The 26,297-nt window shown below is 71.2% G+C and carries 25 protein-coding genes and 2 pseudogenes; 18 read left to right on the plus strand and 9 right to left on the minus strand.

The features are described 5' to 3' along the window. Positions 1–66: 66 nt before the first annotated feature. Together J2744_RS01720 and J2744_RS01725 are read right to left on the minus strand one after the other, a co-directional pair. Entirely contained in the window at positions 67–1,152 is a 1,086-nt protein-coding gene (locus tag J2744_RS01720) for a BMP family lipoprotein (protein ID WP_209543630.1), read from the minus strand. Positions 1,153–1,383: 231 nt separating this feature from the next. Next, positions 1,384–2,916, minus strand: coding sequence for a phosphohexomutase domain-containing protein (locus J2744_RS01725; protein WP_209543632.1), 1,533 nt, complete (start codon positions 2,914–2,916; stop codon positions 1,384–1,386). 83 nt (positions 2,917–2,999) lie between these two features. On the opposite strand from J2744_RS01725, the gene J2744_RS01730 reads away from it, so the two are divergent. Beyond that, positions 3,000–3,278: an acylphosphatase gene (locus tag J2744_RS01730; protein ID WP_209543640.1), complete on the plus strand. Its 279-nt coding sequence runs from the start codon at positions 3,000–3,002 to the stop codon at positions 3,276–3,278. 10 nt (positions 3,279–3,288) lie between these two features. On the opposite strand, the pseudogene J2744_RS01735 reads toward J2744_RS01730, so the two are convergent. Together J2744_RS01735 and J2744_RS01740 are read right to left on the minus strand one after the other, a co-directional pair. After that, positions 3,289–3,775 (minus strand): annotated as a pseudogene (locus tag J2744_RS01735) (hypothetical protein). Between the two features lie 514 nt (positions 3,776–4,289). After that, complete coding sequence (locus tag J2744_RS01740; protein WP_209543642.1) at positions 4,290–4,700, minus strand: winged helix-turn-helix transcriptional regulator; 411 nt, start codon at positions 4,698–4,700, stop codon at positions 4,290–4,292. 69 nt (positions 4,701–4,769) lie between these two features. Between J2744_RS01740 and J2744_RS01745 the strand changes: the two genes are divergently transcribed. Together J2744_RS01745 and J2744_RS01750 are read left to right on the plus strand one after the other, a co-directional pair. Continuing rightward, a complete protein-coding gene (locus J2744_RS01745) occupies positions 4,770–5,219 on the plus strand; it encodes a DoxX family protein (RefSeq protein ID WP_209543644.1) in 450 nt (149 codons plus the stop codon). A 95-nt stretch (positions 5,220–5,314) separates the two neighbouring features. Beyond that, positions 5,315–5,797 (plus strand): VOC family protein, encoded by a 483-nt coding sequence (locus J2744_RS01750; RefSeq protein ID WP_209543646.1) that lies wholly within the window; start codon positions 5,315–5,317, stop codon positions 5,795–5,797. A gap of 58 nt (positions 5,798–5,855) precedes the next feature. On the opposite strand, the pseudogene J2744_RS01755 reads toward J2744_RS01750, so the two are convergent. Both J2744_RS01755 and J2744_RS01760 read right to left on the minus strand, forming a co-directional pair. After that, positions 5,856–6,317 (minus strand): annotated as a pseudogene (locus J2744_RS01755) (SRPBCC family protein). A 427-nt stretch (positions 6,318–6,744) separates the two neighbouring features. Then, positions 6,745–7,743: a hypothetical protein gene (locus tag J2744_RS01760; RefSeq protein WP_209543648.1), complete on the minus strand. Its 999-nt coding sequence runs from the start codon at positions 7,741–7,743 to the stop codon at positions 6,745–6,747. 139 nt (positions 7,744–7,882) lie between these two features. Between J2744_RS01760 and J2744_RS01765 the strand changes: the two genes are divergently transcribed. Genes J2744_RS01765 through J2744_RS01775 form a run of 3 tightly spaced genes read left to right on the plus strand, consistent with a single transcriptional unit; the run spans position 7,883 to position 12,121 of the window. Then, positions 7,883–8,893 carry an ABC transporter ATP-binding protein gene (locus tag J2744_RS01765; RefSeq protein WP_209543650.1) on the plus strand — a complete coding sequence of 337 codons (1,011 nt, stop codon included), beginning with the start codon at positions 7,883–7,885 and terminating at the stop codon, positions 8,891–8,893. Next, complete coding sequence (locus J2744_RS01770; protein WP_394357707.1) at positions 8,890–11,082, plus strand: ABC transporter permease family protein; 2,193 nt, start codon at positions 8,890–8,892, stop codon at positions 11,080–11,082. Before J2744_RS01765 ends, J2744_RS01770 begins: the two co-directional genes overlap by 4 nt. Continuing rightward, a complete protein-coding gene (locus J2744_RS01775; protein ID WP_209543652.1) occupies positions 11,075–12,121 on the plus strand; it encodes an ABC transporter permease in 1,047 nt (348 codons plus the stop codon). Before J2744_RS01770 ends, J2744_RS01775 begins: the two co-directional genes overlap by 8 nt. Positions 12,122–12,125: 4 nt before the next feature. On the opposite strand, the gene J2744_RS01780 is transcribed toward J2744_RS01775, so the two are convergent. Then, positions 12,126–12,953, minus strand: coding sequence for a DUF2797 domain-containing protein (locus tag J2744_RS01780; RefSeq protein WP_209543654.1), 828 nt, complete (start codon positions 12,951–12,953; stop codon positions 12,126–12,128). A gap of 121 nt (positions 12,954–13,074) precedes the next feature. Between J2744_RS01780 and J2744_RS01785 the strand changes: the two genes are divergently transcribed. Beyond that, a complete protein-coding gene (locus tag J2744_RS01785; RefSeq protein WP_209543656.1) occupies positions 13,075–13,440 on the plus strand; it encodes a BsuPI-related putative proteinase inhibitor in 366 nt (121 codons plus the stop codon). 55 nt (positions 13,441–13,495) lie between these two features. Next, positions 13,496–13,945 carry a hypothetical protein gene (locus J2744_RS01790; RefSeq protein WP_209543658.1) on the plus strand — a complete coding sequence of 150 codons (450 nt, stop codon included), beginning with the start codon at positions 13,496–13,498 and terminating at the stop codon, positions 13,943–13,945. Here J2744_RS01790 and menD read toward each other — a convergent pair whose 3' ends face one another. Both menD and J2744_RS01800 read right to left on the minus strand, forming a co-directional pair. Further along, entirely contained in the window at positions 13,946–15,925 is a 1,980-nt protein-coding gene (menD, locus tag J2744_RS01795; RefSeq protein ID WP_209543660.1) for a 2-succinyl-5-enolpyruvyl-6-hydroxy-3-cyclohexene-1-carboxylic-acid synthase, read from the minus strand. Between the two features lie 51 nt (positions 15,926–15,976). Beyond that, complete coding sequence (locus J2744_RS01800) at positions 15,977–16,363, minus strand: DUF5830 family protein (protein WP_209543661.1); 387 nt, start codon at positions 16,361–16,363, stop codon at positions 15,977–15,979. Between the two features lie 126 nt (positions 16,364–16,489). Here J2744_RS01800 and J2744_RS01805 point away from each other — a divergent pair, with 126 nt between their 5' ends. From J2744_RS01805 to J2744_RS01850, 10 genes are all read left to right on the plus strand, one after another. After that, complete coding sequence (locus J2744_RS01805; RefSeq protein ID WP_209543663.1) at positions 16,490–16,855, plus strand: hypothetical protein; 366 nt, start codon at positions 16,490–16,492, stop codon at positions 16,853–16,855. 92 nt (positions 16,856–16,947) lie between these two features. Then, the gene (locus J2744_RS01810) at positions 16,948–18,072 is read left to right on the plus strand and encodes a VOC family protein (protein ID WP_245203117.1); all 1,125 of its coding nucleotides are present in this window, start codon (positions 16,948–16,950) and stop codon (positions 18,070–18,072) included. Continuing rightward, positions 18,036–18,626, plus strand: coding sequence for an alpha/beta hydrolase (locus J2744_RS01815; RefSeq protein WP_245203118.1), 591 nt, complete (start codon positions 18,036–18,038; stop codon positions 18,624–18,626). The genes J2744_RS01810 and J2744_RS01815 overlap by 37 nt, the downstream gene beginning before the upstream one ends. 93 nt (positions 18,627–18,719) lie before the next feature. Further along, the gene (locus J2744_RS01820; RefSeq protein ID WP_209543668.1) at positions 18,720–19,262 is read left to right on the plus strand and encodes a DUF2249 domain-containing protein; all 543 of its coding nucleotides are present in this window, start codon (positions 18,720–18,722) and stop codon (positions 19,260–19,262) included. A 133-nt stretch (positions 19,263–19,395) separates the two neighbouring features. Continuing rightward, positions 19,396–19,974, plus strand: coding sequence for a halocyanin domain-containing protein (locus J2744_RS01825; RefSeq protein WP_209543670.1), 579 nt, complete (start codon positions 19,396–19,398; stop codon positions 19,972–19,974). Between the two features lie 243 nt (positions 19,975–20,217). Further along, positions 20,218–22,140, plus strand: a complete 1,923-nt coding sequence (gene nosZ / locus J2744_RS01830; RefSeq protein ID WP_209543672.1) for a TAT-dependent nitrous-oxide reductase — start codon at positions 20,218–20,220, stop codon at positions 22,138–22,140. A gap of 4 nt (positions 22,141–22,144) precedes the next feature. After that, complete coding sequence (locus J2744_RS01835) at positions 22,145–22,942, plus strand: hypothetical protein (protein ID WP_209543674.1); 798 nt, start codon at positions 22,145–22,147, stop codon at positions 22,940–22,942. Continuing rightward, a complete protein-coding gene (gene nosD / locus J2744_RS01840) occupies positions 22,932–24,437 on the plus strand; it encodes a nitrous oxide reductase family maturation protein NosD (RefSeq protein ID WP_209543675.1) in 1,506 nt (501 codons plus the stop codon). The genes J2744_RS01835 and nosD overlap by 11 nt, the downstream gene beginning before the upstream one ends. Beyond that, a complete protein-coding gene (locus tag J2744_RS01845) occupies positions 24,434–25,252 on the plus strand; it encodes an ABC transporter ATP-binding protein (protein ID WP_209543677.1) in 819 nt (272 codons plus the stop codon). The genes nosD and J2744_RS01845 overlap by 4 nt, the downstream gene beginning before the upstream one ends. Further along, positions 25,249–26,238 carry an ABC transporter permease gene (locus J2744_RS01850; protein ID WP_209543679.1) on the plus strand — a complete coding sequence of 330 codons (990 nt, stop codon included), beginning with the start codon at positions 25,249–25,251 and terminating at the stop codon, positions 26,236–26,238. Before J2744_RS01845 ends, J2744_RS01850 begins: the two co-directional genes overlap by 4 nt. Positions 26,239–26,297: the final 59 nt, after the last annotated feature.

Here is a 26,297-nt window from a genome sequence, read left to right on the forward strand (position 1 = left end):
ACGGTCGCCGCGAAGACGCCGCGATCCGCCGCCGTCCCGCGGTTGAGTCGGCCGACGCCGCGCCGCTCAGTTGCTCGTGGTTTCCGGCACGTCGATGTTGCCGGCGATGATCTCGTCGCGCGCGTCCGAGACCGCGGTCGTGATCTCGTCGGGCACCTGGTCGCCGATCTGCTGCCCGTAGACGCACTCCACGCCGTTGGACTCCAGGCCGAGCGCCGTCGTCGACCCGCCCTGATGCTCGTCGTCGATGACGTTCGAGATCGACTCGTACACCGCGGTGTCGACGCGTTTCACCATCGACGCCAGGATCACGTCCGCGAACGACTCGTCGGAAACCGACTGGTCCTGGTCGACGCCGAACGCGAACCGCCCCTCCGACTGCGCGGCCTGGAACACGCCGACGCCCGTCGCGCCCGAGGCGTGGTAGACGATGTCTGCGCCGCTCTGGTACATCGACAGCGCCGCCTCCCGTCCGCCCGTGGGGTCGCTGTAGCTGCCGACGTAGCTCGTGGTGACGTCGACGTCGTCGGACGCGTAGTCGACGCCCGCCTCGAAGCCGGCCTGGAACCGGCGAATCACGGGGCTGTCCAAACCGCCGACGAACCCGACGTTCGTCGAGTCCGGGTCCGTCTCGCCGGCGCCCGCGGAGAACTCGGTCTCGGTCAGGCGCGCGGCGAGGACGCCCATCAGGAACGAACCCTCGTGCTCGCGGAACAGGTAGCTCGCGACGTTCGGCTCGTCGACCGTGGTGTCGACGATCATGAAGTCCTGATCGGGGTACTCGGGCGCGGTCTGCGTGAGCGCGTCGCCCTGATTGAACCCGATGGTACAGACCAGGTCGTACGCCGGGTCCGTCGATCCGGCGTACTGCTGCTGGAACTGCTCGAACTCGCCGGCGCCGTCCGGCTCCGACTCGTCGTACTCGATGCCGAACTCCTCTTCGGCCTGGAAGATACCCTGTTGGGCCGCGTCGTTGAACGAGTTGTCGCCCAGCCCCCCGTCGGAGTAGACGATGCCGACCCGCGCCGGCACGTCGCCGTCGCCCCCGTCGCCCCCGTCGCCGCTCGGGCCGCCGCTACACCCGGCGAGGCCGACGAGACCCGCTGCGCTTGCCGCCTTGATGAACCGCCGCCGATCGAAGTCGGATGCCATCTCGTCCGTACCACCGTCGGAACACGGCATAAATTCGTCGTTCCCGCAGCACAGAGGTGACACGTTCGTGAAGAGAAGCGGCTTTTTTCGGGGAGATCTTCCGCTGACTACGATATTTTGATCCACGAAGTCGGATTTCTCACGGTTGTGAACGGGTCGCCGTGCGGGTCGCCGCGCGGGCCACCGGGATCGATACCCCGTCGATGATCTCGGGGGCGGATCGGTCGTCGGCTACGCCGCCGCGACCGCGTCCTCGACCACGTCCTCGACCTCGGCGACGAGCCGATCGACGTCGTCGCTTTCGGCGTACACGCGGACGTACGGCTCCGTGCCGGAGGGACGCACCAGCGTCCACGAGGCGTCGTCGAACTCCAGCCGCACGCCGTGGTCGGTGTCGACCGCGGCGTCGGGGAACGCCCCGGGGAGCGCCGTCTCCAGCCGGTCCATGGCCGACTCCTTCGCGTCGTCGGGGCAGGAGACGCTCACCTTCCGGTACGGCCGCTCGGTGACCGGCTCGCGGAGCGCGTCGAGTCCCTCGTCGGCGACGAGCCGCGCGAGCACCGCCGCCGAGGCGACGCCGTCGATCCACCCGCCGAAGCCGACGTGGACGTGCTTCCACGGCTCGGCCGCGAAGACGACGCGGGTGTCGTCATCGCCCGCTCCGTCCGGGTCCGCGGCCGCCTCCCGAACCGCGGCGATCCCCTCGTGGAGCGCGCCGAGGCGCACGCGCTCGACGCGGCCGCCCGCCTCGCGGACGCGCTCGTCGATCCGACCCGAGGCGTTCGGCGTCGTCACGACGACCGGGTCGGCGGCGTCGCTCTCGCGGGTGTACCGCTCCGCGAGCACCGCGAGCACCGTGTCCTCGTGGACGACCTCGCCGTCGGCGTCGACGATCACGATCCGGTCGGCGTCGCCGTCGTGCCCGATGGCGAAGGCGAACCCCTCCGCCTCGTCCGCTCCGCCGTCGTCGCCATCACCGCGTTCGCCGTCGCTCCCGTCGCTCGTCGGACGGCCCGGACGCTCCACACCCTCGTTGGCGTCGGCGACGAACGCGCGGAGATCCGCGAGCGTCTCCGGCGTCGGCTTGCTCCCGCGGCCGGGGAAGTGACCGTCGACGTTGCCGTTGAGCGTGACCACGTCGGCGCCGAGCTCGCGGAGGACGGTCGGCGTCGCGGGCGCGCTCATTCCGTTGCCGCAGTCGACCGCGACGCGGAGGCCGTCGAGGTCAGCGCCGAACTCCGCGGCGTACTCGCGCACGTCGGCGAGGTAGTCGCCGAGCGGGTCGGTCCGGGTCGCCTCGGTCCACTCGTCCCACCGGGCGACCGACTCCTCGTCGGCGACCCGCGACTCGACGGCGCGCTCCGCGTCGCGGTCGAACTCGGTGCCGTCGCGGAACAGCTTGATCCCGTTGTCGGTCGGCGGGTTGTGCGAGGCGGTGAGCATCACGCCGTAGCGACCCTGCGAGGCGTGTGCGAGCGCCGGCGTCGGGAGCCGGCCGGCGCGGCGAACGGCGACGCCGCCGGCGGCCAGCCCGGCCTCCATCGCGGCCGCGAGCGCCGGGCCGGTCACCCGCCCGTCGCGGGCGAGTACGACCGTCGGCTCGGGGGGTGACTCGGAAGTCGATCCGGATGTCGGTTCGTCGGCCGACTCGTCGGCTCGGCTTCGGATCTCGGCGCCCACGGCTCGCCCGACTGCGAGCGCGAGCGCCGGCGTGACGCGGTCCCCGACGCCGCCGCGGATCCCGGCGGTTCCGAACAGGTCCATGTCGACCACCTCGGCGCCCGGGAGTTAGTAGGCGTCGGTTGCGGGCGGGGCGTTTAAGCGGGCCGCGGTCCCACCGTCGGGCGATGACCGACCGCGTTCGCGCACACGTGTTCGTCTCGGGTCGCGTTCAGGGCGTCTACTACCGGGCGACGACCCGCGACACGGCCCGCGAGAAGAGCGTCGACGGCTGGGTGCGGAACCTCGACGACGGGCGGGTCGAGGCCGTCTTCGAAGGTCCCGAGGGGGACGTCCGCGACATGGTCGCGTGGTGTAAAACCGGCAGCGAGGCCGCCGACGTCGACGACGTGGACGCCGAGTACGGCGCGCCGGAGGGCGCCGAGGGGTTCGAGGTCCGGTGGTGAGGCGGATCGATCAGTCGTCGTCCGCGGGCGTCGACTCCCCGGGGTCCGCGGCGCCGCCGGGACCGTCTCGCACGCCGAGCTCCTCCAGCGCGCGCAACACGACGACCGCCTCGACCACGTCGCGCTCCTCGGTGTAGGGGTCGTCGACCGCGTCGAGGGTCGCCTCGGCCTCGCGCGACAGCCGCGCCTCCAGTTCCGTTTGGTCCGTCTCGGCCTTCGTCGCCGACAGCAGCGCCTCGTGGTCCTCGCGGAGGTCTAAGGAGACGTGAGCCGCGTTACACCGCGAGAGAGGATGCGCGTCCATCTCGATCGCGAGGTCGCTCACGAGGTCCCAGTCGTCGGCGCAGAAGCGGAGCGTCACCGTGCCGACCACGTCGCGCCACGCGATCGGCCCGCCGTTCTCCATGAGCCGGAGCGCGCGGCGGCACGGCGATCAGGGTGTGAGTGTCGTCCCGGCCGCACAGACAACAGGGGGTGTTCTTCAGTCCGGCGTACACGGTCAACCATATGGGCCGGAAGAGGGTGTGTGTTTTGTCGCGGAGAGGCGGTTTCCGGCGGCACGATATATAAATAGACACGAACCGCGATGTCAGTTACTTATAAATGAATGACGCGGTGGCGCGTGCCTGCGAGCGGCCGGTAGGCCGCGAGCAGCACGCGCGAGGTCGCCGGCGCTACGCGCCGGCTGCCAGAGGGACCTTCGGTCCCTCGCTGGAGTCGGTCGGCCGGAGCGAAGCGGAGGCCGGCCGACGAGGTTGGGGAGGTATGAGGTGCGGTTGCGGTGCTGTGCGGGGCAGGACTCAAAGGGGCAGCCGCGAGGACGGCGCAGGCGATGTAAGCACCGCAGGGAGCGAGTGAAACGAGCGACCGAGGAGCGCAGCGAGCGTGCGCCGTCCTCGCGGCTGGGGCTTTGGCGGTGTTCGCGATCGATCCGCCAGCAACAATTCATAAACAGACAGCCACGAGGTCGAGGCTCACTTATAAACTGTCAGCATTACCGTTGACCAGATATTACGCGTCACACTCGGCCAGCCATTCGTGGGCCCAGTCGTCGATCTCTTCGAAGACAGGGGCGAGCGACTCGCCTTTAGCAGTCAAACTGTAGTACGTCGCCACCGGCGAGTCCTCTTCGAGCCGCCGATCCACGAAGCCGGTCTCCTGGAGGTCGTCGAGCACGCGCGAGAGGGTGCGGGCGTTCGCGTCGGTCTCGCGTTTGAGCTCGTTGAACCGCGCCTCGCCGTTCAACAACTCGTGGAGGACGACGAGCCGCCAGCGCGATCCGATCTGTTCGAGCGAGTCGACGACCGGGCAGGGAGTTTCCGGCGTGGTCGCCTCGGTCGCGTCGGTCCCCGTCTCCCCCGTCGCGGCCGCCTCCGAGTCCGCATCCGCCGACTCCACCGCCGAAAGGTCCTGTGATGACATCGGTGTTACCTACTAACCGTATTGTCCGGGAAGCGATAAATAGGTTACGTCCGTATAGCAGGTTACACGATGTTAGCTGAAATCACGACGCTACCGCTACAGTTCGACACCCCGTTCGCGGGCGAGCTCTTCCTGCTCGGCCGGATCCTGTTCGGCGCCACGCTCGCGTTCATGGGTCTCAACCACTTCATGGACCTCGAAACGATGACCGGCTACGCCGAGTTCAAGGGGCTGCCGGCCCCGCAGTTCTCGGTGATCGCGTCCGGCGCCGTCCTCGTCCTCGGCGGTCTCGGCGTCGCGGCGGGCGCGTACCCCGTCGTCTCCGCCGGCGCGCTCGCCGTCTTCCTCCTCGTCTCCGCCGTGACGATGCACGACTTCTGGTCGCTTGACGACCCCGAGGAGAAGCAGAACGAGATGACGAGCTTCCTGAAGAACCTCTACGGCGCGGGCGCCGCGCTCGCCCTGCTCGCGGTTGGCGGCACCGCGTGGCCGTACGCGGTCGGCATCGGCCTGTTCTGAGGCGACGCTAACGGGGAGTCCGCCGGACCGCGGCCGACGGCGCTGAACGCTTGACCGCCGGAACGGCTAACCGTCTCGGCGGCGACGCCGAGCACATGAGCGACGTGCCGCCGACGACCGGACTCCACCACGTCACGAACATCTGTACCGATATCGAGGAGACCGCGGCGTTCTACGAGGACGTCCTCGGCTGGCATACGGTCAAGCGGACTCAGAACTACGACGACCCCGGGACGCCGCACTACTACTTCTCGTCGACGCCCGAGGGCGAGCCGGGGACAAACGTCACCTACTTCGAGTACCCGGACTCGCAGGGGACCCCCGGCCCGGGCGCGAGTCACCACTTCGCGTTCGGTGTCGAAGACGAGGAGACCCTCCGCGAGTGGCAGGAGCACCTGCGCGAGAACGACGTCCGCGTCTCCGAGGTGAAAGACCGCACCTACTTCAAAAGCGTCTACTTCACCGACCCGGACGGGCTGGTCTTCGAACTGGCGACGCAGGGACCCGGCTTCACTCGCGACGAGGACGACCCCGGCAGCGAGGTCATCGACCCGTTCGAGGAGGGGTACGAGAACTGAGCGCCGAGCGTCCCGTATCGCGGTACTGCCCGGCGAGGACCCCACGGCCCGAAGCGATTCAGCGGTCCACCGCGACGAGCGCCGCAAATCGATCCAGCGCACGCCGACAGATCGGGACGTACGGCGCCGCGAGCAGCGGGACTCCGATCACTACCCGACACCGATCCGGCGCTCCGGGATACCGATCCACTCGGTGACCGGTCGCGGGGAGGCGGCCGACCCGCCAGTCCCAGCGGAGCCGCGTCGCGGCCGTCACCCGGAACGGGACCCAGACGCCGTCAATCCGGACCCGCCCCGTCGTTCCCGTCTCGACGTATCGGTCCGCACTCTCGACGCCGCGGACGGACGGACTCCAATCTGACTACCGCCGCGTGTCGCGGAGCAGTTTCGCGGTCGGCTCGGGCGGCGCGGCGACGTCGCGACCGACCGCGAGCGTCGTCCCCTCCCTGACCACCGCGGTCCGATCGTCGCGGTCGGGATCCCCTGACACGTTTCGCGTTCCGGCGGGGCGGCGCTTCATCGTCGCGGCTCACCAATTATTTCCGCACGCTCGTCCGGTTTCCGCCGCTCGAATCGAGAACAATTCGCGATCCGTTCACCGATCGAACCGCGGCCGCACCGTTCTGTATTAATTCCTAATATGATATCAAGACTCATTATCTCTTTCCACGAAGGGTTAATACGGAGGTCCGAGGTATCGGGAGTCAATATGGCAAGCGATCGCGACACCATGAAAGACGTCTCGCACACAGCGCCGAACGACACCTCCGCGGACGCCGTCTGGGAACGAGGACGGGGACCGGTCGAGGAAGAGGAAGAAGAGAAGTAACGCGCCGACTCTCGCGGCTTTCTCTCCGGTTTCGCGGCCCGCGTAGCGGCGAGTTCGGCGTGTTTGTGGGCCCTCGTCGGTCCCGTCCACCGGTCCCATTCGCCGGCGTTCGACCGTCTCACCGACCAGAATCTTCGCCGTCGCGGCTCCCTTCTCGCTCGGTCTCTGACTCGGCCGTCGCGATGCCGAGTTCCTCCGCCTCCGTGGGCGCTCGGCCGAGCATCGCCCGCAGCGACGACCACGCCTGCCGCCTGTCGCCGCCCTTCGAGAGCGGGATCCCCGCGAACGACGCCGCCGGGTGAGTGGTCTCGGGACCGAGGTGGTCCATGTGGGCGGCGACCCACGTGAACGCGGCCGAGAAGGCCGTGAGGACGACGAAGGAGGACCACGACTCGACGGCCGTGAGTCCCGCCGCGCCCACGACGACCCCGGCGGTCACGTAGACGAAGGCGACGAAGATCAGCAGCACCGTCACCGTCGCCAGCAGGTCGTTGACCGCGGTGACGCGGGCGTTGTAGTCGATCCACTCGGCGTAGCTCCGGAGCAGTCGCTCGTCGAACTCGGCGTCGACCTCGGGACGGGAGGCCGCGTCGGGGTCGGCGTGGGCCGCGGACCGGGACCCGTCGTCCCGCTCTGCGGCGATCACCCTATCGACGGCCTTGAGATCGAGCCCCCCGCGGAGGTCGGAGGCGGTGTAGGTGACCGCGGCCAGCCCGGTCGACGCGAGCAGGAGGAGGCCGCCGACCACTGTGAAGGGGTTGAGGAAGGCGGCCAGGTCCACCGTCGTCTGGACCACGATCGACCCGCCGGTGACGACGATCCCGATGAGGAGCAGGTTCGCCTTCAGAATCTCGATCGCCTTGTTGTCGATCTCGCGGAGCCGCTCGACCTGGTAGTCGAACGTGGTGTGAAGCTCCTCGCGGGTCGTCGCCGCGACCGCCGGATCGATCGCGGCGTCGCCGTCCGGACCCTCGGACCCGGCGTCCGCGACGCGGTCGCTCCGATCCGCGGACCCGGCGTCCTCGGTCCGCTCGCCCGGGTGATCGGACGCGGCGGCCCCGCCGGCGTCGTCCGGCGCGTCGTCGCGCCCGCCGCTGACTCCCCGTCGATCGCTCATACCGAGCGTGTTCTCGAAGCGCCGCCGTAAGGCTACCGGCGGTGAAACCCGACGGGGCGACTCGGCGGCGACGAGCGTCGTTCTCGCCGCCGATAACCACGGGCGTGGGTTTAACCCGGCCGCCGGCGGAGCCGCACGCATGATCGAGGTGTCGGGCCTGCGGAAGACCTACGGCGACTTCGCGGCCGTGGTCGACAGCGACTTTTCAGTCGACGACGGCGAGGTGTTCGGGATCGTCGGCCCGAACGGGGCCGGGAAGACGACGACGCTCAAGATACTCGCCGGACTCGTCGAGCCGACCGACGGCGAGGTGACCGTCGCCGGGTTCGACGCCTCGGACCCCGAGATGCGCCGCCACCTCGGGTTCCTACCTGAGGAGTCCCCGCTGTACGAGGAGATGACCGCGCTGTCGTACCTCCGCTTCTTCGCCGACCTCTACGACGTGCCCCGGGAGGTCGCCGACGAGCGGATCGAGGCCGCGCTCGACCGCCTCGAACTGGACCACCGCGAGCGCCGCCTCGGTGACGTCTCGAAGGGGATGAAACGCAAGGTCGCCATCGCGCGCTCGCTCGTCAACGACCCGGACGTGCTGGTGTACGACGAGCCGGCCTCCGGACTCGACCCGGTGACGACGAACTCCGTGCTGGCGTTCACCCGCGAGCTCCGCGAGACGGGCAAGACCGTCGTCTTCTCGGCGCACAACCTCTACCACGTCGAGTCGGTCTGCGACCGCGTCGTGGTGATGAACGAGGGCCGGATCGTCGCCCGCGGGAGCGTCGACGGGATCCGCGAGCGACACGGCGAGACGACCTACCGCGTGTTCACGGACGCCGAGCCGACCGCGACGCCGGCGCTCGCCGACCTCGACGCGACCACCGAGGAGGTCGGCGACCGCTTCCGAATGGCGGTCCCGAGCATGGACGCGGTCGCGGCCGTCCGCGAGGCCGTCGCCGACGCCGGCGGCGAGGTCGTCGACATCCGGAGCCGCGAGCCGAGCCTCGAGGACGTGTTCCTCGACATCGTCGGCCGGCCGATGCCCGGCCGGTACACCGGCGACCTCGGCGGTGACTCCGGGAAATCCGCGAACGACGAGGACGCCGGAGAGAGCGGAGGGACGAAGGCCGCGTCGACGACGGAGGCGACCGAGTGACCGATCGGATCCGCCGCGTCGCCCGGCGGTGCGCGACCGGCGTTCGCCGCGTTCTCCGACGGCTCGCGGTCGGCGTCCGCCGCGTTCTCCGGGTCGCCAGGTGGGAGTCGGCCCGCGCGTCCGGCGGCGTCGACCGTCGAACCCTCGCCGCCGGAATCGCGCTCCTCCTCGTCGCCGGCGGCGTCGTCGGCGTCGGCGTGGCGACCGGCGTCGCCGGGCTGGACGTCGACCGCGACGTCTACCGAGTCGGCGTCGATCCCGGGTCGCCGTACGCGGAGGCGATCGACGAGGAGGCGTCGCTTCGGCCCGTTTCGCCCGAAACGGCGTCGATCGGCGACTCCGCGGACGCGGTCGTGGTAACGGTGATCCGCCCAGGCTCCGGCGACGACGGGACGATCGACGGCGCGGACGTCGAGGAGGTCGTCGTCCGCGCGACCGACACGCAGAAGGGTGAGGCGGCGGCAGCGTCGGTCCGCGAGGCGGTCGAGTCGCACAACGAGCGCCTGATGCGCGCCGAACCGAATCAGACGGCCGCCTTCCCCGTCACCGTCACGCTCCGGTACGTCGGCCGGACGACCGGGTTCGACGACGGCGCGACGCTCGGCGGCGGCGGGAGCGACGACGGGACCGGCGGCGAGAGCGATAGCGGCAGCGACGCGACAGACGGAAAAATAGACAGTAGAGGCTCTGAAACCGGAGATGCCAGTTCCGGTGGAAACTCCACTAGTCGTACAGATGATACCGAGACGGGTGACGGTCCGTCAGGAGGCGGATCGGCCGACGGCGGACCGGACGGCTCTGATTCCGGTGTGGACGGTAGCGACACGAGTATCGGCGACACCGACTCCGGCGACGCGGACGCGGACTCGAGCGACGACGGCGGCTTCGCGGTGCCGTCGATCGGCGGCGGCACCTTCGGCGCCGACACGGTCGGCTCGCCGGGTTCAATCACGCCCCCGTTCCCGTTCACCTCGCTGCTGTTGGCGTTCGCCTTCCTCGTCCCGATGAACTTCCTGATCCAGGCGTACGGCTCGTCTATCCTCGACGAGCGAACGAACCGCCGGGGGGAGCCGCTGCTCGTCACGCCGCTGTCGCCGGCCGAGATCGTCGCCGGCAAGACGCTGCCGTACGCCGCGGCCGCCGCGGTCGTCACGTCCCTCATCGCGCTCGCGGTCGGCGGCGGAGCGCTCTCGGTGGTCGCCGTGGCGCCGATAGCGGCGGCGTTCCTCGGGGCCACCTTCGTCGGCGCGATGTTCGCGCGCTCGTTCAAGGAGCTGACCTTCGTCACGGTCGGCGTGAGCGTCCTGTTGACCACCTACGCGTTCGTCCCGGCTATCTTCACGAACGTGACGCCCGTGGCGCTCGTCTCGCCGCTGACGCTCGTCGTCTTCGACCTCCAGGGCGAGGCCGTCTCGGCCGGCGAGGCGCTCTTCTCGACCGCGCCGATGGCGGTCGGGGCGGCGCTGCTGTTCGGTCTCGGTCTCGGCGTCTACCGCGAGGAGGACATGTTCTCGCAAAAGCCCGTGACGCGGAAGTTCCTCGACGCGCTCGCGGTGCGGCTCTTCGCGATGCCCGCCGGCGCCGGGGCGGTCGGGGGCGGAGTCCTCGACCGCGACCGGCTCCGCGCGCTCGGCTCGGTCGCGCTCCTCACCGCCTGTACGATCCCCTTCGTATTCGTCGCGGAGCTTTTGGCCGTCGCGGTGCTGTTCGCGCTGCCGGTCACGGTGTCGATCCCGGTGTTGCTCGTGACCATCGCGTTCGTCGAGGAGGTCGCGAAGAGCGTCGGACTCTACGCCGGGTTCGAGCGCGGCGTCTTCGCGCGGACCGACGGCGTCGGAGACGGTGACGGCGTCGGCGACGGTGACGGAAGGCTCCGCGTCGCGCTCGCGGTCGGACTCGCCTCGGGGACCGGGTTCTTCCTCGCGGAGAAGGTCACCGCGGTCGTCCAGGCGGTCGGACTCACCGACCTGTTCCTGGGTCGCGCCGCCTTCGGCGACGTGACCGGACTCTCCGGGCTGCCGCCGCTCGCGCTGGCGGCGCTGTTCTTCGCGCCGCTCGTCCTCCACGTCGCGACGACGAGCGTCGCGAGCGTCGGGGCGAGCCGCGGGCGGACCGCGTACGCCGTGGCGCTGACCCTGGCGACGCTGGGGCACGCCGCGTACAACGCCGGGGTGGTGAGCCTTGGATAGCCGCCTGACGATCGCTGGGCGGGAGCTGGCGGGGCTGCGCGCCGAGAAGACGATCCTGCTGGCGATCGGGATCCAGCTGTTCATCGCGGCGTTGTCGTCGTTCCTCGTCGTCGGACTCGTCTCGATGTACGACCCGGGCGCGCTCGACGGGGCGGAGATCGAGGTCGCGGCCGCGGGCGACGCCGTCGGCGACTTAGAGCGCGCCGCGAGCGAGGTCCCCGGTGCCTCCGTCACGCCCTACGCGGACGCTGGCGCGGCCAGGAGCGCCTTCGAGCGGAACGCGGCCGACGCGGTGGTGGTCGCGACCCACACGGAGTCGGGGCGGGTGTCGACCGCCGTCACCGCCCCGGACGCCACCGTGGAGACGACGGTGATCGTGGTACAGCTGCGCGACCTGTTGCGGACCTACGAGCTGAACGAGCGCGAGCAACGGGTCTCGTTCCTCGAGGAGTCGCCGCTGCCGCTCCCGGACCGGGGCGAGACCAGCCCGTACTTCTCGTTCACCTACACCGTGTTGATCCCGGTACTGGTGTTCCTCCCGGTGTTCATCTCGGGGTCGCTCGTCGTCGACTCGATCACGGAGGAGCTGGACCGGGGCACGATGGAGCTGCTCCGCGTCGCGCCCGTCACGCTCGCCGAGATCGTCGACGGGAAGGCGGCCGCGGCGGTCGGGATCGCCCCCGGACAGGCCCTGCTGTGGCTCCTCCTGCTGGAGGCGAACGGCACGTCGGTCGCGAACGTCGGCCCGATCCTCGCGCTGATGACCGCGCTGACGACGCTGGTCGTCGCCGTCGCGGTCGGCATCTCGGCGGTCGCGCCCGACCGGCGCGCGGCGCAGCTGCTCTACTCGGTCGCGGTCCTCGTCCTGTTCGGCGGGGCGACGGCGATGGCGGGCGGTCCCGCGAACGCGGTGGCGAGACTCGCCATCGACAGCGCGGACGCGACGACGGGCGTCCTCGTGGTCGCGTACGCCGTCATCGCCGCGGCCGCGTACCTCGGCGTCCGCCGGGTCGTCGCCGTCGAGGGCTTCGGTCAGTAGTCGCTCACCCGCCGAACGCGCCGAGGCTCGACTGGAGTTCCCGCTCGGGCACCGCGTCGGTCAGCTCGTAGCCGACGAGGTCGCGCGCGTCGACCGCGTACGTCGAGCCGCCGCGGTCGAGAACGATCACCCGGCCCTTCCAGCCGCGGACGGTCCCCGCGGCCATCGTCTCGGCGACGGGGCGGTCGTCGAGTTCGAGACCGTAGTCGAAGTCGAACCGCGCGATCGGGTCGAACCGGTCGAGGAGCGCCTCCCACGCGGCGTCGTCGACCGCGCGACCGAACCCGTCGAGCTTCGTCGGGACGCGGACGCGGTCGACGAGGTCGTCGCCGGCGGCCAGTTCCGCCTCCACCTCGCGAGCGATTCGACCGTTCGGGAACGTCCGGATATGCGCCGCGCGGTCGGCGCCCTGCTCGCGGAGGCGGGTCCCGAGGCGCCACTCGCGGGTGACGCCGACCTTCAACACGTCGGGCGCGAACGCGGCGAGGTACATCGCGTGCGTCTCGTGACAGTCCATCTCGTCTTTCAGGCACGTCCCGGTACACCGGGCGCACACCCAGACGTGCGAGTGGTCGTCGCAGTAGGGCGCGTCTCCGGCGTCGCAGGCGATGTGGGCGCCGTCGTGGACGGTCCCCGCGCAGCGGCGCTCGCCGAGTCCGAAGGCGAGTTCGGTACCCGGACTCGCGTCCACGTAGTCGACGCTCCCGCCGCTCGCGACGTAGAGTCCGCCGCCGACCGGCCCGTCCGCTTCGGGGATCGGATCCCGTTCCGGGTCGCCGTCCGCGTCCGGCGAGTCGCTCGCGACGTCCGTCTCGTAGCCGACGACCTGCACGCCGAGCGGTAGGGGGAGCCGAGGCTTATAGGCGTCGTCGGCCGCCTCACTCGCGGAGTCGCAAGCGAGACGGGACCCCGACCGCCGAGGAGTTTTATTCGCGGGCGTCGCAGACGCGGCCATGCTCGACGCGACGCTCGCGGCGACCGCGACCGACGACGGGATCGCGCTCTCGCTGCGGATCGAAAATCCGGGTCCGGAACCCGTCACGCTCGACTTTCGGACCGGGCAACGGGCGGAGTTCACCGCGTACCCGGCCGCCGAGGAGGGCGAGGGGTCGGACGCGGATCGGACGGATCCCGTCTGGCGGGACGGTGCGGGACGGATGTTCACGCAGGCGCTCGGCAGCGAGACAGTCGCCTCCGGCGAGTCGGTCGGTTACGAGGGGAAATGGCGGGACCCGCCCCCGGGAACGTACCGGATCGTCGGCGAGGTGACGGCGACCGACCGCGACGTCCGCGCGGAGACGGTCGTCGATCTGGGGTGAGGGCGACACCGTCCGGATCGTATTTTATAAGTGAATCCGGATTCGGGTCTCGGACATGCGCACGGCAGCCCTCCCGCCGGTCGTCGCCGCGGTCGTCGCGCTCGCGGTCAGCGGAATCAGACGGCTCTCGCCGATCATCCTCCAGTCGCCCGTCTCGCTCCCCTCGACCGAGACGCTCTCGGTGTACCTCATGAGCGCTCAGTTCGCCGCGTTCGTCCTGATATACGGCCTGTTGTTCGGCGTCGCGCTCGCGTCGGGGGCGCGGGACGCGGACGTCTCCGCGACGTCGACGGCGCTGGCGACGGGCGCGAGCGCGACCGTCGCGTTCCTCGTCGGTTCGGCCGCGGTCCTCTCGTACCTCGGTCCGGACCGCAGCCCGGTCGTCACCGCCGTCTTCGCGCTCGGCGCGAGCCTCGGCATCGGGATCCAGTTCGCGGTCGTCGCCTACGCGGGGGTCACCCTCGGCGCCAGCCGCCGCGAGGGACCGAACCCGACCCCGCCCTGATCAGGCCGAGTCCGTCGCGTCCCCGTGGACCGCGCGCTCGACCGCTTCCGCCAGCCGCTCGCGCGTGCGGTGGCTCGCCTCGGCGTCGGTCTCGACCTCGATCAGGTGCGAGCCGGCCGCCTCGTGAGCCTCCGAAACGGCGGCGGCGAGGTCGTCGGCGACCGCCGCCGCGCGTTCCGCCGGACTCTCGCCGCGGTCGGCGAGCGCGTCGGGGCGCGCGTCGATCCGCGCGTATTCCAGCCCGTGAAGCTCCGAGAGCGGCTCGAAATCCAGCCCGTGCGGCGTCACGAACGACTCGGTGAACGGCGGTTCGAACGCCGCTATCGGGAGCTTGTGGAAGATGCCGCCGCCGTCGTTGTTGAGCGCGACGACGGTGACGTCGACGTCGCAGCGGCCGATCGCGAGCAGGCCGTTCGAGTCGTGGTATAAGCCGAGGTCGCCGACGACGAGCGTGAGGTCGTCGGTCGTCCCGGCGCCCGCGCCGAGCGCGCTGGAGACGATACCGTCGATGCCGGAGACGCCCCGGTTGCCGAGGGCGGTGACGTTCGCGGTCGTCGGCCCGACGAACCGGTCGAGGTCGCGGACGGGCATCGAGTTGGAGACGAACAGCGTCGCCGGGTCCGGGAGCGCCCCCGCGACCGCGCGCAGCGCGTCGCCCTCGTGGAATCCCGCCTCGGTCCCGCGGTCGCCGGCGGTCGGCTCGTCGTCCGCGGTCTCGTCGGCCGTCGCGTCCGAGTCAGCCTCGCCGGCCGCGTCCGCCTCGCGGGCGTGAACCGCCTCGGCGGCGCGGTCGGCTTCCTCCCACTGGGCGCGCCAGTCGGGGTCTCCGCTTCCGCCCGCGACGAGCCGCGAGAGGCGGGCGCAGAGCCGGCTCGGCTCGGCGACGACGAGGTCGGTCGCGGCGAACTCCGCCTCCCGCCAGCGCCCGGCGGGGTCGACCTGATACTGGTCGGCGCCCGTCCCGGCGAGGTACTTCCGGAGCCGCTTCGAGGTCGGGGAGGCGCCGAGCCGGAGGACGAGGTCGGGGTCGGCCCACGTCTCGCCCGTCTCGCCGGTTCGGGCCGCGTCGCCGGTCTCCTCACCGTCGCCCGCCTCGTCCCCGCCGCCAGCGAGGTCGGCAGAGAGGTACGCGTCGTAGCTCCCGATCACGGGCGCGACGCGCGTGTGTCCGCCGTACCGCAGTCCGGAAAGCGGGTCGGCCAGCACGGGGAACCCGGTCGCGTGCGCGAGCGCCGTGACCGACTCCGGATCGATACCCGGCGGATCGGCCGGCCCCGCGACGATCAGCCCGCGGTCCGCCCCGCTCAGTTCGGTCGCGAGCGCGCGCAGCTCGTCGTCGCCCGGCTCGGGCGCGCCCGGGGTCACGTCGACGTAGGAGCCGTCGCGTCCGCGCTCGGCCGCCTCCGGCAGGTCCTCGGGCACGTCGCCCGGGACCGGCGTCGGCTCCAGCGGCTTTTTAAACGGAACGTTGAGGTGGACCGGTCCCTGATCGGCGCCCTCGGCGGCCGCGACGGCGCGGGCGACGGTAGTGCGCAGCGACCGGAGCGCCCGGTCGTTCGCGGCCGGCTCCGGGAGGTCCTTGTAGAACCGGACGGCGTCGCCGTACAGCTTCTCCTGGTCCGCGGTCTGGTTCGCGCCGGAGTCGCGCAGTTCGGGCGGCCGGTCTGCGGTGAGCGCGAGGAGGGGAACCCGGGCCTCGCTCGCCTCCATCACGGCCGGGTGGTAGTTGGCGGCGGCGGTGCCGGAGGTACAGATCAGCGGCGTCACGCGGCCGGTCCTGCGGGCGCGTCCGAGCGCGAAGTACGCGGCGGAGCGCTCGTCGAGCTGCGAGAACACGCTGATCTCGTCGTGGCCGGCGGCGGCCACGGTCAGCGGCGTCGAGCGGCTGCCGGGCGAGGCGACGACGGCGTCGACGCCCGCGGCGACGAGCTCGTCGACGAGCGCGTCCGCCCACAGGACGTTCCGGTTCGGCGCGGTCATTACCGCCGCTTCGGTCTCCGGCGTAAATACTCCGGCGGGTTCGACCGAACGTCACTCCGACTCGGACTCTCGCCCCGTCACCTTCCGGATACACGAGGAGCCGAACGGCCCGAGTTCGCCGGCGTCCAACTGGATGAAGTGGCCCGTCGAGATCGACGTGCCACAGCGCCGGCACTCGAACTCGCCCTCGCGGGCGACGACCTGGCTGTCGTACTCGACGTAGGTCCCGTTTCGCCGGACCCGCAATCGGGCGCCCTCGCGGTCGATGACCCCGCGCTTCTCGGCGGCGTCGAGGATGTCGCGGGTGAGCGCCGGGCTGGTCGTGATCGTCTCGATCCGGTCGACCGCCGCGGCGAGGTCCAGCTCCTCGCGTTCGAGGTGGGCCAGCAGCTCGACGCCGAGATCCAGCTTCTCGTCGCGGGTCGGCGGCTCCGTCACGGCCGGCGAGACGGCGCGATCCCTCTTAAGTCGGCTGGATGGCGGCCGGGGTTTGAGCCGCCGCGCCGGTCGGGTCGCGCCGCCGCGGACCGGCAGTTTCACGTCGTTCGGCCGACACTTCTGGCCGTGGTCCGATCCCGCGACCGGTCCCGTCGCCGCCCCGCCTACCGCCGTCGGCCCGGCGAGTTCTACTGGCTGTGGATCGCGGCGACCGCGACGTACGGCGTCGGCGACGTCGTCTCCACGATCGCCTTCCTCCGATACGTCCCGGCGATCGATGAGGCGAACCCGGTCGTGCGGGTCGCGCTGGAGTCGTTCGGGCTTTCGGGACTCGTCGCGCTGAAGATAGCCGTCTACCTCGTGATGCTCTGGATCAGCGTCGAGGGGGCGCGCGAGGGCGACCGCCTGCTGTACTACTTCCCGCCGGTGCTGCTCACGGCGACGGGCGCGTACCTCACCGCGAGCAACGTGCGCCTGCTCTGGCTCTCCTGACGCGCGGACCGGGACGCTCGGGCGGTCTCGCGCCCCCGTCCGGAATCGCCCCCACCGACACCGACTTTCCCGCGCGGCGCGGATCTCCGGCCATGCTCTCTGACACCCCCGGATTCCACCACGTCTCGGGGATCGTCGGCGACCCCGAGTCGCACGCCGCCTTCTACGGCGAGACGCTCGGGCTCCGCCTGCTCCGGCGGACGGTGAACTACGAGGACGTCCTCAGGTACCACCTCTACTTCGGCGACGCGACCGGCTCGTCGGGGTCCGTGTTCACCGTCTTCCCGGACCCGAACGCCGATCCCGGTCGAACCGGGAAACCCGGCTACGAGACCGTCGCCTTCGCGGTACCCCCGGACTCCATCAGCTACTGGCGCGACCGCCTCGCCGACCGCGGCATGGAGGCGGGACCGCTCGACCCCGACGCGCGCTTCGGGGACCGCGGGCTGACGCTCGCGGACCCCTCCGGGACGAAGATCGAACTGGTCGGAACCGAGCGCAGCGGGTCGAACCCGTGGATCGACGGTCCGGTGCCCGCCAAGCACGCGATCCGCGGACTCCGCGGGGTGACCGCGCTCCCCGCGGACCCGTACGGGACCGCGAGCGTGCTGGAGACCCTCGGCTTCGAGTACGAGGCCGAATCGGGCGACCGGGTGCGGTACCGCGCGCCCGGCGACCGCGCGACGGTCGTCGACTTACTCGACCGCGACGCCGCGTACCTCCGGGAAGGGCCGGGGACGCTCCACCACGCCGCGGTGCGCGTCGCCGACCGCGAGGCGCTGCTGGAGTGGCACGGGCTGTTCCGCGACCGCGGGTACGAGGTCTCGCGCGTGAAGGACCGGCACTTCTTCCACTCGCTGTACGTCCGCGGTCCCGGCGGTCTCCTCGTCGAGCTCGCGACCGAGGCGCCGACCGCCGACGGGCCGCCCGGCCCGGGACTCGCCGACCCGGACGCGACCGGACACGCGACGGATCTCTACCTCCCGCCGCGGTTCGAGGACGACCGCGAGCTGATCGAGTCGCAGCTACCGACGTTCGAGATACCGGGACCGGAGCAAGGGAACTCAGGCGCGGATTCGTCGCGATGTGCCGCCGGATCCCCGGCGTCTCCGGGCCGCACGCGGACGCGACGCTCGTCACCGGCGGCGCCCCGGTCGCGGCCGCCGAGGTCGCGGTTGTGTTGGTCCACGGCCGCGGCGGCACGGCGGAGGGGCTGATCCGGCTCGCCGACGAGTTCTACCGCTCCGGCGCGACCCTGCTCGCGCCCGGCGCGGTCCGGTCGACGTGGTTCCCGGCCCCGCACGAGGCGCCGCTGTCGGCCAACGAGCCATCGCTGACTTCGGCGGTCGACTGCGTCGATAGCGCGGTCGGCGTCGCGCGCGACGCCGGCGTCCCGCCCGAGCGCGTCGTCCTCGTCGGCGTCTCGCAGGGCGGCGCGGTGGTGGCCGAGTTCCTGCGACGCCGCCCCCGACGGTTCGGCGGCGCGTTCGTCGTCTCGGCCGCCCTGCCGGGCGAGGATCTCGATTCGGGCGGTGTCGAAGGGGCAGAACGCGACGAGGGCGGCCCCCTCGCCGAGACGCCGGTCGCGCTCGACAGCAGCGAGGACGACCCGTACGTCCCCGCCGAACGCGTCCGGGCGACCGCGGGTGTCTTCGAGCGCGCCGGCGCCGCGGTCGAACTCCGGATCGACGCGGGCGACGGCCACGGGCTCTCGGACGCGACGATGGGGCGGATCGGCGAGCGGATCGCGGAACTGCTCGACGACGGCTGACGCGCGGCCCTCTTCGGTAGCGCCCCGGCCGTGCCGATCCCGAACGTGTTCGCGCCGTCCGACATGCGGCTGCGGCGTGGACGGTGAGACACGATGCCGGAACTCGACGTCAGGGAGATTCCGCCGAACGAGCGACACGACCGGATCCACGACGCGTTCGACGACCTGGAGCCGGGCGAGTCGCTCACGATAGTCAACGACCACGACCCGAAGCCGCTCTACTACGAGCTGTCGGCGGAGGTCCCCGCGTTCGACGACGAGGCGTACGCGGTCGAGCGCGAGGGACCCGAGCGGTTCGTCGCCGAGCTACCGAAGGCGGCGTCGACGGGCGATCCGGAGACGGTACGGATCGACGATATCGACGGCGAGCCGGCCGCACAGGTGCTCCCCGGTAGCGAGCCGAAGACCGTCCGGCTCTCGCTGCCGGCGGGGGAGGGCGTCGCGGAACACGACCACCCCGACAGGGACGTGCTGTTCCACGCGCTGGAGGGCGCCTTCGACGTCGCCCTCGACGGCGAGGACCACCGCGTCGAGGCGGGCGAGCTGCTCCGGTTCGCCGGCGAGCGGAGCGTCCAGCCCACCGCGCGCGAGGACGCCACCGCGCTGATCGTGTTGGCGCCGCGGGGTGACGCGTAGGCGCCGCGGCGCTCGCGCCCCCGCCCGCTGACCGGTAACGGGGGCGACGCCGAACATGTTCACCTCCGTTCCAGCCGAACGAAGCGACGCACGACTCGTTACAACCACACGCGACCAACCGACGACCGAACACATGACCGACGACACCACACTCGATCGACGGCGATTCGTACAGGCGACGACCGCGGCGGGCGCGACGCTCCTGCTCGCCGGCTGTTCCGGCGACGGGTCTGACGGCGGAGACGGCGGAGACGGCGGTGACAGCTCCGACGGCGGAGACGGCGGAGACGGCGGTGACAGCTCCGACGGCGGAGACGGCTCCGACGGCGGCGACGGCGGGTCCGACGGCGGCGACACCCAGTACCTCGGCGAGGAGCCGGACTACGGCGGCTGGTTCGACGACGCCAACAACTACGAGCAGACCGTCGACGCCACCGGCCAGGACGAGGTCACCGTCGACGTCGGCGCGGGGAGCGGCCTCGCGTTCGGTCCGGCCGCGGTGGCGGTGAGCACCGGGACCACCGTCGTCTGGGAGTGGACCGGCCAGGGCGGCGGCCACAACGTCGCGGCCGAGTCGGGCGACTTCGAGAGCGAGACGGTCACCGAGGAGGGCCACACCTTCGAGTACACCTTCGAGGAGACGGGGATCCACGAGTACGTCTGTACTCCCCACAGCTCGGTCGGGATGAAGGGCGCTGTCGTCGTTCAGTGAACGCCGGCCGCGGCTGAGCCGCGAGCCGGTCACGAACGCTACGCAGTCGCTTCTTTCCGGTCGATATTCGCGAGCAGCGGGCCGTCCGCGCTCGGACCGCGTTCTCACGATCCCGAAACGCGGACGCCGATCTCCGAACGTGTTCGCGCGCTTCCTACCGCACAGCAAGCCGCTTGACGAGCTATATACCGGAGTCCGCAACGTCCGCCTGTCGCGAGGGAATCGCCGCTCGCGGATTCACCCATGTCGAACGACACACAGCGGCCCACGGACGCGGAAGAATCGAGCGACCAGACGACCGGCTCGGCCGACGGGTTCGACTCGATGCTTCCGGGCGTCCGTCGCCGCGACTTCATGAAGGCCGGCGCTGCGACCGGCGCGCTCGGCGGGCTGGCGGGCTGTACCAGCCTGCTGAGCGAGGACGACGGCGTCGACGGGACGGCCTCGGCGAGCGGGGTCGACAACTCCGTGCCGCCGGGCGAACACGACGAGTACTACGCGATCCTCTCCGGCGGGCAGGCCGGCGACGTCCGCGTGTACGGACTGCCGTCGATGCGCGAACTCATCCGGATCCCGGTGTTCAACCCGGACGCCTCGCGCGGCTACGGCTTCGACGACGAGAGCAAGCAGATGCTCGAAGACGCCGGCGGCTACACGTGGGGGGACACCCACCACCCGCGTATCAGCCAGACCGACGGCGACTACGACGGCCGGTTCGCGTACGTCAACGACAAGGCGAACGGACGAATGGCCCGGATCGACCTGACGTACTTCGAGACGGACGCCATCGTCGACATCCCGAACCAGCAGGGGACCCACGGCGCCTGCGCGCAGCTGCCCGACACCGACCTCATCTTCGGCGTCGGCGAGTTCCGGACGCCGATCCCCAACGACGGGAGCGGCGACCTCGAAGACCCGGACTCGTACGGCTCCGTGCTCGCCGCCATCAACCCCGAGTCGATGAACGTCGAGTGGGAGGTCCTCATCGACGGTAACATGGACAACGGCGACGGGAGCAAGGAGGGTCGGTACTTCTTCACGAGCGCCTACAACTCCGAGGAGGCGGCCACGGAGTCGGGGATGACCCGCGCCGACCGCGACGACGTGAAGGCGTTCGACATCCCGCGGATCGAGGCGGCCGTCGAGGCCGGGGAGTACGAGACGATAAACGAGGTGCCGGTCGTCGACGGGCGGAAGGACAGCCCGCTCAACCAGGGCGACGAGCCGATCGTTCACTACATCCCGACGCCGAAGAGTCCCCACGGAGTCAGCGTCACCCCGGACAACAACTACGCTATCGTCAGCGGAAAGCTCGACCCGACCGCGTCGGTCATCGACATCGACGCCATCGCCGAGGTCGACGACCCGGCCGACGCGATCGTCGGCCAGCCGAAGCTCGGGCTGGGTCCGCTCCACACGGCCTACGACGGGCGCGGCCACGCGTACACGACGCTGTTCATCGACTCGCAGGTCGTCAAGTGGGACATCGAGGAGGCCGTGAACGCCGAGGCGCGCTCCGAGAGCCCGGTGATCGAGAAGATCGACGTCCACTACAACCCCGGCCACCTCATCGCCGCGGAGTCGTACACCGAGGACCCGGCCGGCGACTGGCTGGTCTCGCTGAACAAGCTCTCGAAGGACCGGTTCCTTCCGGTCGGGCCGCAACACCCCGAGAACGACCAGCTGATCTACATCGGCGACGACGAGAACGGGATGGAACTGGTGAAGGACTCGCCGGCGCAGGCCGAGCCGCACGACGCGTCGATCGCCCACAAGTCGAAGATAAACCCGAAGGCCGTCTACGACCCCGAGGACCTCGAACTCAGCCACACCGCCGAGGGCGAGTCGACGATGGAGCGGGTCGAGGAGGACCGCGTCGAGATCGAGATGTACTCGACGCGGAACCACTACGGGTTCCAGGAGATGGTCGTCCAAGAGGGCGACGAGGTCGAGATGCAGGTGACGAACATCGAGACCACGAGCGACATGCTTCACTCGGTGGCGATCCCCGACCACGACGTCCACATGCGGATCGCGCCGCAGGAGACGCGGAAGGCGACGTTCACCGCGGACGAACCGGGCGTCTACTGGGTCTACTGCGCGCACTTCTGTAGCGCGCTACACTTGGAGATGCGCTCGCGGCTCATCGTCAAACCGGAGGAGTAAATCCATGACCTCGTCGCTCGCGCGGCTGACCGAAATCCGACGCGCGCTCCCGCTGGCAGCGGCGGCGCTGCTCGTCGGCGCGCTGCTGGTCCCGGTGTGGCAGATCACGCTCACGGCGCCGCAGTACCCCGGTCAGGAGCTGCTCATCGAGCTGTACGCCTACCCGCGTCTGGGCGGCGACTTCGCCGAGGTACAGGGGCTGAACAAGTACGCGGGCTTTTACTACCCCGACCCGGTGTTCATCGACCCGAACTACCCCGTCAACGAGGCGGCGATAGACGTCCCCGAGTGGCTGCTCGGACCGGTCGTGTTCGTCGGTCTCGCCCTGACGGGCGCGTTCGTCGCGCTCGCGCCGACGGTCCGCAAGCTGAAGGCCGGACTCACCGCGCAGCTCGTCGGGACGATCACCGTCTTCGTCGGCATGTTCGCGTTCATCCAGTACCGGCTCTACCAGGCCGGCCACTCGCTGGACCCGGACGCGCCCCTGCGCGGCATCGACTCGTTCACGCCGCCGCTTCTGGGCTCCTACGAGGTGGCCAACATCAGCGGCTTCGCGTGGTTCGGCCCGGGCGGGTACATGACCGTCCTCGCGGTCCTGCTGCTGGCGACCGCGTACCTCGCGCGGGACATCGAGGCGACCGTGAGCGAACTTCCGGCGCTCGCCCGCGCGCTCCCCGGCGCGATCCGCGAACGCCTTACGGGAGATGAGAGCACAGACAGGGAGCGCGACCGCGACGACGCCGAGTCGACCCGAGACACCGACCGAGACCGCGACGTCGGCGGTGGTGACCATGTCGGATGACCGCCTGGAAGCCGGATTCCTCGCGGCGGCCGTCGTCGTCGCGGTGCTCGGCGTCGCGGCCGCGGTCGCGCTCCCGGTCGCCGGCGCGGCCGGCGGTGCGGGCGTCGGCGCGGACGCGAGCGACGCGGCCGCCCCGAACGCCTCCGGCGCTCCCGGTCTCGCCGTCACGACGGACTTCGCCGCGACGGGCGTGACCGCGCCCGACCGCGACGGGACCGCCACTGTCGACGGCGAGTCGTTCGCGTCGGCGAGGGCGGCGGTCGACGCCGCCGAGCCGGGCGACACGGTCGTCCTCGACGGCCGGTTCGACGAGCGCGTGAACGCGAGCGTCGACGACCTTCGGATCGTCGCGAGCGAGTCGGGCGCCGTGATCGACGGCGGCGGCGAGGGGCGCGTGCTCACGGTCTCCGGCGAGAACGTCACCGTCTCCGGCGTCTGGGTCCGCGGCTCCGGCAGCGACCTCGGCAGCGAGGACGCCGGCGTCTTCGTCGCGGGCGACCGCGCCCGGATCGAGTCGGTCCGGATCACCGACACGGCGTACGGGATCTGGATCGACGGCGCCGACGAGGCCGCCGTCGAGGACGTGCGGATCGACGGCCGCGAGGACGTTTACCCGGTCACCGACCGCGGCAACGGGATTCACCTGTTCGAGACGAGCGGGACCGTCGTCCGCGACAGCGAGATCACGGACACCCGCGACGGGATCTACTTCTCGTGGGCGACGGACGTGCTCGCCGAGAACAACACGATCCGCCACACGCGGTACGGGGTCCACTACATGTACTCGGACGACAACCGCCTCGTCGACAACGTCGCGGCCGACAACGGCGTCGGCTACGCGCTGATGGTGAGCGAGGGGCTGACCGTCCGGAACAACACCGCCCTGCGCAACGACGGCAGCAGCGGACACGGGATCATGGCCAAGGACATCGAGGACTCGACTGTCGCCGACAACCACCTCGTCGCGAACCGGAACGGGCTCTACCGCTACAACGCGCAGGGGAACCGGCTCGTGGACAACCTGGTGTACCGCAACGGGGTCGGGATCCACAGCGCCGCCGAGAGTGGGAGCGAGGTCGTCGCGGGCAACAGCTTCGTCCGCAACGAGCGCGCCGTCCGCACGGCGCGGAACTCGCTCGTCGCGTGGAACGGCACCGACCGCGGCAACTACTGGTCGGGCGCCCGGGTCGCCGACCGCGACGGCGACGGGGTCAGCGAGGTGCGTCACCGGCCGATCGGGATCGTCGAGAACCTCATTGACGACCACCCGCAGGCCGCGGCGTTCGCGAACAGCCCGGCGTTCGAGGCGGTGCGGCTGGCCGAGAGCTCCTTCCCGGTGGTCGAGACCCCCGGGGTGGTCGACCGCCGGCCGCTCGTCGAGCCGAACCACGACTGGCGGGCGTACGAGCCGGACGCCGCGAGCGGCGGCGAGGCCGCCGGCGGGGACGGGACCCGCGCCGCGAACCGAACCGCGGACACGGAGGACACACCATGAGAATCGACGCGACCGACGTGCGGAAGACGTACGGGGACGTGACCGCCCTCGACGGGCTCTCGCTTTCGGTCCCGAGCGGCTCGACGTACGGGATCATCGGCACCAACGGGGCCGGGAAGTCCACGCTGTTCCGGCTGCTCGTCGGCCACGACCGGCCGGACGCCGGGACGGTCAGCGTCGGCGGCACCGACGTGACCGAGGCCGGGCGGCGGGTCCGCGAGCGCGTCGGCTACCTCCCCGAACACGTCGGATTCCCCGACGGACTCTCCGGGCGAGAGGTGCTGGGGGTCCACAGAGCGATCCGCGGACTCCCGAAGGACGGGCGGACCGCCGACGCGATCGAGCGGGTCGGGCTGACCCAAGAGGAGGCCGACCGCCGCGTCTCGGGCTACTCGAACGGCATGCAGCGGCGGCTCGGGCTGGCGACCGTACTCTTGCCCGACCCCGACGTGCTCATCCTCGACGAGCCGACCGCGGGGCTGGACCCCCGCGGCGTCGACGAGTTCCACGCCATCGTCGGAGAGATAACGGCGGAGACCGACGCGACGGTGGTGTTCTGCTCGCACGTGCTGGGGGAGGTCGAGCGGCTCTGCGACCGCGCCGCCGTCCTCCACGACGGCCGAGTGCGCGCGGCGGGGTCGGTCGACGAACTCGCCGCGGACGCTGAAACGGGGAACGGCGTCGCGGGCGACGGCGACGAACCGACGACCGCCTCCGGCCGCGACCGCGGCGGTCTCCGGGCCGCGTTCCGCGAGGCGATCGGAGGCGACGCGACACACGACTCACAGGCGGACTCCGAGGAGGTGGCGCCATGAGCGACCCGACCGATCGGCCGGTCGAGGAGCCGGAGGGCGAAACCCGTCCCGACGGCGGCCACCCGGACGCGGCGGCCACGGTCGGCGCCCTCGACGGCGGGACGGACGTCGACACCGGTGAGTCGGGAGCGACGGCGACGGCCGAAGCGGCCGAGACCGAGACGAGCGAGGGGACCCGCGGTACGCTCCGGCACGTCTTCGTCGTCGCGGTCACGGAGTACCGGCTCGCGGTCCGGAGCCGGTGGGCGCTCGCGCTCACCGGGCTGTTCGTATTCTTCGGCGCCGTACTCATGACGTTCAGCGGCTCCGCGGTCGGGCCGGCGGGCGCGGAGCGCGTCGTCGCGTCGCTGACGAGCCTCGCCGCCTATCTCGTCCCGCTGGCGGCGCTCGCCTTGGGCTACGACGCGATCGTCGGCCGCGAGGACGAGGGGTGGCTCGCGGTCGTGTTCTCGCTGCCGGTTCGCCGGAGCGAGGTCGTCGCCGGGACGTACCTCGGGCGGCTGGCGGTGCTGGCGGGCGCGACGGTTCTCGGGTTCGCCTTCAGCGGCGCCCTGATCGTCCGCGAGTTCGGGGTCGGCGCGCTGCCCGGGTTCCTCGGGTTCCTCGGGGGGGCCGTCGCCGTGGGGGCCGCGTTCCTCGCAGTCGCGCTGTTGCTGTCGACCGTCGCCCGCGAGAAGACCCACGCGCTCGGCGCGGCGCTGCTCGTGTGGGTCTGGTTCGTGCTGGGCCACGACCTGCTCGCGCTCGGGATCGTCGCGGCCGCCGACCTGCCGGACGCGGCGCTGTCGGCGCTGGTGCTGTCGAACCCGGTGAGCGCGTTCCGCGTGCTCGCCTTGAGCGGACTCGGCACCACCGCGGGCGGCGGGTTCACCGCCGTCCTCGCCGGGAGCGGACTGTCGACGGTCGCGCTCGCGGCGTCGCTCGTCGCGTGGTGCGTGATTCCGGTCGCGCTCGCGGCGCGGCTGGTCCGTCGCCGTCGACTCTGAGTACTGAATCCGGCCGCGTCGGGCGGCCGCTACCGGCCGTTGTCTGACCGTTCTGCCGA

The organism is Halorubrum trapanicum (assembly GCF_017873555.1).
In the GTDB taxonomy this organism is placed as follows: Archaea; Halobacteriota; Halobacteria; order Halobacteriales; family Haloferacaceae; genus Halorubrum; species Halorubrum trapanicum.

Bases quoted from the DNA above. Each gene is read 5' to 3' on its own strand.
- J2744_RS01785 (WP_209543656.1), top strand. From the start codon at position 13,075: ATGCTCGACGCGACGCTCGCGGCGACCGCGACCGACGACGGGATCGCG.
- J2744_RS01850 (WP_209543679.1), top strand. From the start codon at position 25,249: ATGAGCGACCCGACCGATCGGCCGGTCGAGGAGCCGGAGGGCGAAACC.
- J2744_RS01810 (WP_245203117.1), top strand. From the start codon at position 16,948: ATGCTCTCTGACACCCCCGGATTCCACCACGTCTCGGGGATCGTCGGC.
- J2744_RS01820 (WP_209543668.1), top strand. From the start codon at position 18,720: ATGCCGGAACTCGACGTCAGGGAGATTCCGCCGAACGAGCGACACGAC.
- nosZ (WP_209543672.1), top strand. From the start codon at position 20,218: ATGTCGAACGACACACAGCGGCCCACGGACGCGGAAGAATCGAGCGAC.
- menD (WP_209543660.1), bottom strand. From the start codon at position 15,925: ATGACCGCGCCGAACCGGAACGTCCTGTGGGCGGACGCGCTCGTCGAC.
- J2744_RS01765 (WP_209543650.1), top strand. From the start codon at position 7,883: ATGATCGAGGTGTCGGGCCTGCGGAAGACCTACGGCGACTTCGCGGCC.
- J2744_RS01740 (WP_209543642.1), bottom strand. From the start codon at position 4,700: ATGTCATCACAGGACCTTTCGGCGGTGGAGTCGGCGGATGCGGACTCG.
- J2744_RS01725 (WP_209543632.1), bottom strand. From the start codon at position 2,916: ATGGACCTGTTCGGAACCGCCGGGATCCGCGGCGGCGTCGGGGACCGC.
- J2744_RS01845 (WP_209543677.1), top strand. From the start codon at position 24,434: ATGAGAATCGACGCGACCGACGTGCGGAAGACGTACGGGGACGTGACC.
- J2744_RS01720 (WP_209543630.1), bottom strand. From the start codon at position 1,152: ATGGCATCCGACTTCGATCGGCGGCGGTTCATCAAGGCGGCAAGCGCA.
- J2744_RS01760 (WP_209543648.1), bottom strand. From the start codon at position 7,743: ATGAGCGATCGACGGGGAGTCAGCGGCGGGCGCGACGACGCGCCGGAC.
- J2744_RS01745 (WP_209543644.1), top strand. From the start codon at position 4,770: ATGTTAGCTGAAATCACGACGCTACCGCTACAGTTCGACACCCCGTTC.
- J2744_RS01825 (WP_209543670.1), top strand. From the start codon at position 19,396: ATGACCGACGACACCACACTCGATCGACGGCGATTCGTACAGGCGACG.
- nosD (WP_209543675.1), top strand. From the start codon at position 22,932: ATGTCGGATGACCGCCTGGAAGCCGGATTCCTCGCGGCGGCCGTCGTC.
- J2744_RS01835 (WP_209543674.1), top strand. From the start codon at position 22,145: ATGACCTCGTCGCTCGCGCGGCTGACCGAAATCCGACGCGCGCTCCCG.
- J2744_RS01730 (WP_209543640.1), top strand. From the start codon at position 3,000: ATGACCGACCGCGTTCGCGCACACGTGTTCGTCTCGGGTCGCGTTCAG.
- J2744_RS01790 (WP_209543658.1), top strand. From the start codon at position 13,496: ATGCGCACGGCAGCCCTCCCGCCGGTCGTCGCCGCGGTCGTCGCGCTC.
- J2744_RS01750 (WP_209543646.1), top strand. From the start codon at position 5,315: ATGAGCGACGTGCCGCCGACGACCGGACTCCACCACGTCACGAACATC.